The organism is Rhodococcus sp. NPDC019647 (assembly GCF_044389235.1).
Taxonomy (GTDB): Bacteria; Actinomycetota; Actinomycetes; order Mycobacteriales; family Mycobacteriaceae; genus Rhodococcus_F; species Rhodococcus_F oxybenzonivorans.
In genome coordinates this window covers 1-6,843 of record NZ_JBIRXS010000063.1, presented here as the reverse complement: position 1 = coordinate 6,843, position 6,843 = coordinate 1, and the positions used below count along the sequence as shown (strand labels likewise).

10 protein-coding genes are annotated in these 6,843 nt (G+C 61.8%); 6 read left to right on the top strand and 4 right to left on the bottom strand.

The window, feature by feature from the left end; genetic code table 11:
* The first annotated feature begins 68 nt into the window (after positions 1–68).
* The 6 genes from ACH49N_RS38755 (at position 69) to ACH49N_RS38730 (ending at position 2,905) form a co-directional block, all read left to right on the top strand.
* Positions 69–695: a VOC family protein gene (locus ACH49N_RS38755; protein WP_159926620.1), complete on the top strand. Its 627-nt coding sequence runs from the start codon at positions 69–71 to the stop codon at positions 693–695.
* Between the two features lie 47 nt (positions 696–742).
* A complete protein-coding gene (gene folE, locus ACH49N_RS38750) occupies positions 743–1,333 on the top strand; it encodes a GTP cyclohydrolase I FolE (RefSeq protein ID WP_358278776.1) in 591 nt (196 codons plus the stop codon).
* A 161-nt stretch (positions 1,334–1,494) separates the two neighbouring features.
* Positions 1,495–2,088, top strand: coding sequence for a DoxX family protein (locus tag ACH49N_RS38745; RefSeq protein WP_358278771.1), 594 nt, complete (start codon positions 1,495–1,497; stop codon positions 2,086–2,088).
* A 49-nt stretch (positions 2,089–2,137) separates the two neighbouring features.
* Positions 2,138–2,287, top strand: a complete 150-nt coding sequence (locus ACH49N_RS38740; RefSeq protein WP_250778012.1) for a hypothetical protein — start codon at positions 2,138–2,140, stop codon at positions 2,285–2,287.
* 203 nt (positions 2,288–2,490) lie between these two features.
* Positions 2,491–2,721 carry a hypothetical protein gene (locus ACH49N_RS38735; RefSeq protein WP_358278769.1) on the top strand — a complete coding sequence of 77 codons (231 nt, stop codon included), beginning with the start codon at positions 2,491–2,493 and terminating at the stop codon, positions 2,719–2,721.
* A 103-nt stretch (positions 2,722–2,824) separates the two neighbouring features.
* On the top strand, positions 2,825–2,905 hold the full coding sequence (locus tag ACH49N_RS38730) for a hypothetical protein (protein WP_358278774.1): 81 nt from the start codon (positions 2,825–2,827) through the stop codon (positions 2,903–2,905).
* 384 nt (positions 2,906–3,289) lie between these two features.
* Here ACH49N_RS38730 and ACH49N_RS38725 read toward each other — a convergent pair whose 3' ends face one another.
* The 4 genes from ACH49N_RS38725 to ACH49N_RS38710 form a co-directional block, all read right to left on the bottom strand.
* A complete protein-coding gene (locus ACH49N_RS38725; protein WP_159926616.1) occupies positions 3,290–3,655 on the bottom strand; it encodes a cupin domain-containing protein in 366 nt (121 codons plus the stop codon).
* A gap of 3 nt (positions 3,656–3,658) precedes the next feature.
* Positions 3,659–4,654, bottom strand: coding sequence for a zinc-binding dehydrogenase (locus ACH49N_RS38720; RefSeq protein ID WP_358278767.1), 996 nt, complete (start codon positions 4,652–4,654; stop codon positions 3,659–3,661).
* A 120-nt stretch (positions 4,655–4,774) separates the two neighbouring features.
* Complete coding sequence (locus tag ACH49N_RS38715) at positions 4,775–5,875, bottom strand: acetyl-CoA acetyltransferase (protein ID WP_358278765.1); 1,101 nt, start codon at positions 5,873–5,875, stop codon at positions 4,775–4,777.
* A 31-nt stretch (positions 5,876–5,906) separates the two neighbouring features.
* Positions 5,907–6,656: an HpcH/HpaI aldolase/citrate lyase family protein gene (locus tag ACH49N_RS38710; RefSeq protein WP_284709049.1), complete on the bottom strand. Its 750-nt coding sequence runs from the start codon at positions 6,654–6,656 to the stop codon at positions 5,907–5,909.
* Positions 6,657–6,843 lie beyond the last annotated feature (187 nt).

Below are 6,843 nucleotides of genomic sequence, written 5' to 3'. Positions count from 1 at the left end.
ACACGGTTCCTCGAGACTCGTGCGAACCATGTCGAGAAACCTCTTCGAAGCAAAGTGAGGAAGCGTAAATGACCACCGAAGCAACGGATTCTAAACCGGCGATCCTGACACAGGCCGGTGCTGCGACAGGCCGCCTCGCCGGTGTCAATCACCTGCAACTGATCGTCAGTGACATGGACGCCAGTGTCCGGTTCTACCGCGACGTCCTGGGGTTGACCGTTGTTCGCACCACCGCCGACTATCCGGCGCCCGGGCGCGGATACCAAATCCTGAAGAACACCTTTCTTGACATGGGGAACGGAAACCTGCTGTCGCTCATTGTGGTAGGTGGAGCTGGCATCAGCGATACACCCACGACCGCAGAGCCCTCGGTCAGTGCCGAATGGTTGTGGCCCGGTGTTCCGGAGAACCAATGGACTCCGCGAAAGTTCGACCATGTCGCATTCAACGTTGACAGTCACGACGACGTGGTGTGGTTCCGGGACCACCTGCAGGCCTGCGGTGTCAAGACGAGCAAGATTATCGCCCGCGATCACGAGGCGTGGGTGGAGTCCCTCTACTTCTACGACCCGGACGGGATCCCCCTCGAAATTGCCACCTTCGACCTCGGCAACCCGAAGTGGGAATCTCACCAACCGACGGACTGGTTCCGCGATCCCAACCCTGTCCCCGCACTCCGCGTGAATCCGGCGTGACGGAGACGAGGAGCGCAGTCGAGGGTAGCTCGACGCAATCGATCGATTTGCTGCTATACGACGGCTTGGCCGACGTAAGTGATCCGCGGAACGCGGACCTGGCCGCTGCGGAGTCCGCTGCGCGTGCGTTTCTAGACGCGCTCGGGATCGATACCGGCGCCAGCGGTGTGCGAGATACACCCGGCAGGATGGCACGGGCTTACCTTGATCTCTTTACCCCCAACTGTTTCGAGCTGACGACCTTCCCGAACGATGAAGGGTATGACGAGCTGGTGGTGGCAAAATCCATTCCGGTTCGTTCGGTGTGTGAACACCACCTGTTGCCGTTCAGCGGTGTCGCGCATGTCGGATACCTGCCGGGCGAACGCGTCCTCGGCCTGTCGAAACTTGCCCGAATCGTCGAGTTCTTCGCCCGTCGGCCTCAGGTGCAAGAGCGACTCACGAAGCAAGTCGCGGATTGTTTGACGGCAAAACTCGGGCCGAAGGGTGTGGGGGTCGTGATCGAAGCCGAGCACAGCTGTATGTCGATGCGCGGTATACGCGCCATCGGCTCTACCACCGTCACCTCGGCGCTGTCGGGATCGTTGCGCGATGATCCGCGATCACGCCAAGAGTTCTTCGCGCTGACAGGGGTCTAGGGCCACGACGGAAACCTGCTCCTTCAGCACGACGTACTAAAGTGTTGGCCGATCGCAGGCCGGTAAATCGTCGAAACGTCAAAGTTATTCCCGGTCGCGTCTCATCGAGGTCCTTACAGGTCGGCGCGCCGAGGTGGAACAGCACAACCCAAGGGGTATCCATGAGAGCTGAGTCGGATCGAGTCAGGCAGAAACGCGGGCTTGGTGGCGTTGACGTCGCGGAACTGTTATTGAGAACGACTATCGGAGCGACCATGGTCGCACACGGAGTGAAACACGCTCGCTCGCTCGACGGCACGACGCGGTGGTTCGAATCGATCGGGTTCCGCGATCCCAAGTTTCAGGCAGCCACCAGTGCCGGCGTCGAAATACTCTCGGGAAGCGCCCTTATCGCTGGGACCATGACCCCGGTGGCAGCGGCGGCGGTGATTGCCGCTATGGGTGTAGCGATCCGAACCGTGCATGCCCCCAACGGGTTTTTCATCACTGCCGAGGGATATGAGTACGCAGCGGGCCTTGCCGCCGGATGTGTGGCGCTTGTCAGTCTCCCCGCGGGCATGTTCGGTCTGGATCGGCATCTCCGGCTCGGACGATTCCGCGGTGGCAGAGCCGCATTGGGCACACTGCTCGTGGGTGCGGCATCGGCGGCAAGCCATACGTCCGTGTTCTGGAACAGTCCCCGACGTACCCCGCGAGACGCTCAACCGCGAACGCCCGATCTCGACACGGTAGAGCCGAGAGAACGAGCCGGCTGATCCGGCCACCGTAGCTCGACCACACCCAAGTCCTCCGAAAGGAACTCCCATGGCCCTGCTGACCATCGGTGATCAGGTTCCCGCCTACAACCGAACCGCTGTCATGCCCGTGCAATCCGACCAGCTGTGCGCCTGCAGCAACTGGAAGAAGGGCGACCCCACCATCTCGCCGGGCGCACTCTCGAGTAGGAGCGTTTGATCATGGCCGGACGAGAAATTGTGGCGACTGCCAGTGCCGTTGCGAAGACCGCGAAGGTCATCATTGCTCGACGAGTCGTCCCGTACGCCTCCGGGGTGCTATCAGCAAGAATGACGTGCCTGTCAAGGACACCACGATCAGGCCTCGCCGGTAAAGCATGGGACCGAAATCGGTTACTCGCAGATCTTCGGGACGTACCCGCGATGAGCATCGATGAATTGATGACGCAATACGCGAAGCTCTCACCAGTGGGCACGTGCACTGATGCCATGTTCTGGGAGTTGGTCGACGCACGCAGTGCGCTCAGAAAGTTCATCGTTGCCGCGGCCTGTCGCGAAGATCGTTTGATCGAGGTCAGCCAGCGCCTCCTGTCGGTGGAACTGCCGACGCGTTCGGACACCGCGACATCAGCGGCGATGAGCCCTCGACGGTGACCAACCGCTGAACTGCCATGTCCCTGAGGCCAGGCAGCGCGGACTCTCTCACGCGGGTGACGCGCTCCGTTCAGGTCGCCTGATCGTTCTCCCCACCGACACCTTGTACGCGTACGGCTCCGACGCCTTCGACCGGGAGGCCGTGCACGCCTTATTGGCTGCACAACAGCGCAGTAGTGACTAGCCGGCCTCGGTCTGGTGGGAAGCATGGAAGATTTGGACGGGCTGGTGGCATCCGTCCCGCACCGGCGCACCAACTGATCCACGCGTTCTGGCCCGGCGCCTTGTCGTTGGTTCTGCAGGCTGCGGCGCATCTGCCCTGTGACCTCGGTCGGACACGGGTAACGATCACGACCCGGATGCCCCGGCACCCGGGTCGCCCTGGAACTGCTCGAGACGGGCCCTGTCGCACAGTCGAGCGCCACCAGCAACCGCTCACGTCCAGGCATGCACCGGCGCAGCAAAATTCGGCACGACGGTCATAGCGACGGCTACTCGCCCGATGCCCGTTCGTCACCGAGTTCACGCACTTCGTGACGTGAGTTGAGGCGCCCCACGTGGGTCGATGTCATTGGAACGGCACCACATCTTTCCCGCGGGCGGCATCGACATAGTCCTGCCGCACGGGATGGAACGCCTCGACGAACACAGCGCCCTCCCAGCCGACGACCAGACCGTGTCGCACATCGCCGGGCACCACGTAGCTGGACAACTCGGTCAACTGCACCTCGCCGGTGTCGAGTAACAGCGTCGCGTCGCCGCGGAGGAGTAACCCGATCTGTTCCTGCGGATGGGAGTGGATCGGCACCACCGTGCCGGGCTCGAAGGTGACATAGGTCAATTGCATATGTGCGCCGAAAACGGCACGCCCATCCATGCCCTGCACGGGCTTGAAACCGATCATTTCTTTTACATCGAAGATGTTGGCCTGCATATGTCAACCCACTTCCAGCACGATTTTGCCCAGTACTTCGTTGTCGGACATCAATTGATAGGCCTGATCCGCTGCGCTCCAGGGCAGGACGCGGGCGATGACCGGGCGGAGCGTTTCGTGGATATCGCGGTGGGCGGCATGCGGGCGGAAGGGTGCAATGTCCCGCCGCAACGCGCGCACGATTTCGGCTCTTTCCTGGGGAGTCCTGGTGCGGAATGTCACGCCGACCAATTCGATCCGTTTGAATGCCAGCGCCTCCATGTCCAGGAGCCCCTCCGCTCCGCCGAGGCGTCCGATCCCCACGATTCGGCCCTTCACTGCCGCGGCCTGAATGTTCATCGGAAGGTAGCTACCACCGACGTGGTCGAGAACGATGTCGATTCCGTTGCCGGCGGTGATCTCCAGCGCTCTCGCGGCGAAATCGGTTGCACTGGTGTTGATCACTTCGTCGACGCCTAGGGCGTCAAGGAGCGCGCGGCCTCGATCCGAACGGGTGGTACCGACGATGAGCCGGGCTCCGAAGTAACGAGCCAGCTGGACGGCCTGCATGCCCACGCCCGATGTCACCGCGTGTATCGCAACCGATTCGCCCCCGGTCATCCGCGCAGTTGTCATCAACGCGTTGTGGGCTGTCATCAAGCCCAGTACTGCCGCAGCTCCTTCGGGGTAGCTCCAGTTCGTCGGTATCGGGATGAGCATCGAGGCATCCACCACCACCTCTTCCGCCAGACCACCAGCCACCATCGTCATCACGCGGTCGCCTCGCGCAAAGTCGGTGACACCCGGGCCGACTTCGATGATCTCCCCTGCCGCGTCGAGCCCCACCACCTGGGCCTGTGGACCACCACCAGCGGCATGGGTTCCGGCGAGCTGGGCCAGATCGGCGCGGTTCACCGAAGCCGCTCGCACTGCGATGCGGACCTGTGTGTCCCCTACCTCGGGTGGAACCACATCGACCAGATCCAGTCCAGGGCTATTCGACTTTCGATCGATGACCATTGCCTTCATTCTCAACCCCTCTTGTATCTTGGAAATCGAAATTTGGCGAAGACCGCCAGTTGCCGTTGCCGTGACCACGGCGGTTGCAGAGCATGTAGATCCGTGCTGACCTACGTGTCGTCAGGGGCTGTTCAGGCATTCCACGAGCAGGACGCCAGATCCTTCGGGTTCCGACGTGGCCACCACGCCGTAGGTTCCGCCGGTATCTTCCAGGGCGCTGAGCATGGTTGTTACACACCGAATTCCTTCGAGTCCACCCAAGTGACCGAAGGCCAACGCCCCACCCCGCGGATTGAGCATGTAGGGATTCAGGCGGAACTGCTCGAGCCAGATCAGCGGTGTCGCCGCCACCTCTTCCGGAACCTCGAATTGATCGATCCGGTTGAGCGGAACTTCGAGTGCCCGCAGATACGAGCGCACCGATTCGAGTTGAGAGACCGATACATCCGTCAGCGGCGTGTCGAACAGCATCTCGACTCCCACCAGACGCCCGCGAGGGTGCAGCCCCAGGTCGTCGGCGCGGGCGGCGCTGGTGAGCACCAGCGCGCCGGCGCCACTCGCAGCACGAGCGTTGTGATGGGACGGGCGACAATCGTGGCCGGCTCCACCGTTCGAAGCCGGTGCACCGGCTGGCGTAAGGGCACCGCCCGGCTCGGACACCTGCCGAAGCTCGTCGCTCGCGATGAACTCGGTCATCTCGTGGTCGAGGTGAACTTCGAGAGGGATGATCTCGCGTCGAAAATCGCCCGACAGGGCGCATTCCCGGGCGCGTCGGTGCGACGCGAAAGCAAAGTCGCCTTGCCTCTTTCGTGTGATGGACCCTAGGTCCGCTCCCGGCGGCGTCGGCTGACCCGCAGCTCGTCCAGGCTCATGGAGAGAATGCCCGCCCACCGCTCCCGCCACCAACACCACCCTTCGCGGATCGTCGTTGATCGCTTCACTGGCCAATCTGACTGCAGAAGTAGACGAAATCGCCTGGTGCAGATCGATATGATCGAACACATTCCGCCACGATTCGGCATACCGGCGCGACGCTGCCCCGTCACCCACAGTGACCACGGTGGTGACAACGTCCTCATCGATCTTGGTGCGTTGCAGTAGGCCGTTGACGGTGACGTCCAACAGCTTTTCCAACGTGAGCTCGCAAGAGGTTCTGCCGTACATCTGCCGCTGGGTGAGCGGCGATCGCGCTGCCTCGACAATTACCACTTCGTTGGTCATCGGATTACCTCGAACTCCACACTCTGATATTTCAACGGTGCACTGAAGGTCGGCCGCAGGGTTGGACCATCGCCGACGTCGAGTCCGCAGTCAAGGCCCCTTCGACAGTCCTACGAAAATCCCCCACCGATTTGCGGATGAAGGAGAAGACCCCACCATGGACGATCAACTGCGCTCCCAGTTCAACCTCGGAGGCAATAAGATGGGGGCTCGGCTGGAACACGCCGTAGGCAATTCCGCGTTCGGCACAAAGCGCACGCACCCGTTCCTGCGCCTCGAGCACAAGGTGGTGTCGCGGATCTCCGGGCACTCCATACAATTGGGCAAGGTCCCCGTGCCCCACCAGTGCCAGGCCGATGCCCGGAAGAAGAAGCTCGTCCAACGCCTCGACCGCTTCCGGGGTTTCGATAATCAACCCAACAAGCAGATTCTCGTTGGCCCAGCGCATGACGTCTGTCGCACTGGTGACCTCCTGATAATTGACGCCCGCTCCGCCGACCAAGGCGACGCCGCGTCGACCCCTTGGATGATAGAACGCCAGGTCGATGAGGTGCTCGACCTCCGACGGATGTCGCACATGCGGAATCAGCAAGGATTGACATCCCCCGTCCAGCAAACGAGTGATCCAGGCGTAGTCGATCTGGGGTGGCCTGACCAACGGACTGATTCCGGCGGCATGGGCATGCGCGACCAAGTCGAACACCGTCTCGGTGTTGTGAAGATTGTGCTCTTGGTCGATGAACACCGTGTCTGCACCCGCAGCGGCCATGGCGTACACCATTCCCGGGTCGCGCGCCTCATTGAGACTGCAGCCTAACGCGATTCGACCAGATTGTAAGGTTTCCAATAGGTGGTTACGTCTTAAGATCATGGCGATAGTTCTCCTCGCTCTCGGACGGCGAGTAGCAGTCGCCGATCAACGCACGGATACACAATTTCCGCTGGGTGGCTGGCAGGTGGCGATGGTC

Excerpts from the sequence above, each read along its gene's own strand:
- ACH49N_RS38755 (WP_159926620.1), top strand. The coding sequence starts at position 69 with ATGACCACCGAAGCAACGGATTCTAAACCGGCGATCCTGACACAGGCC.
- ACH49N_RS38745 (WP_358278771.1), top strand. The coding sequence starts at position 1,495 with ATGAGAGCTGAGTCGGATCGAGTCAGGCAGAAACGCGGGCTTGGTGGC.
- ACH49N_RS38740 (WP_250778012.1), top strand. The coding sequence starts at position 2,138 with ATGGCCCTGCTGACCATCGGTGATCAGGTTCCCGCCTACAACCGAACC.
- ACH49N_RS38735 (WP_358278769.1), top strand. The coding sequence starts at position 2,491 with ATGAGCATCGATGAATTGATGACGCAATACGCGAAGCTCTCACCAGTG.
- ACH49N_RS38725 (WP_159926616.1), bottom strand. The coding sequence starts at position 3,655 with ATGCAGGCCAACATCTTCGATGTAAAAGAAATGATCGGTTTCAAGCCC.
- ACH49N_RS38720 (WP_358278767.1), bottom strand. The coding sequence starts at position 4,654 with ATGGTCATCGATCGAAAGTCGAATAGCCCTGGACTGGATCTGGTCGAT.
- ACH49N_RS38715 (WP_358278765.1), bottom strand. The coding sequence starts at position 5,875 with ATGACCAACGAAGTGGTAATTGTCGAGGCAGCGCGATCGCCGCTCACC.
- ACH49N_RS38710 (WP_284709049.1), bottom strand. The coding sequence starts at position 6,656 with ATGGTGTACGCCATGGCCGCTGCGGGTGCAGACACGGTGTTCATCGAC.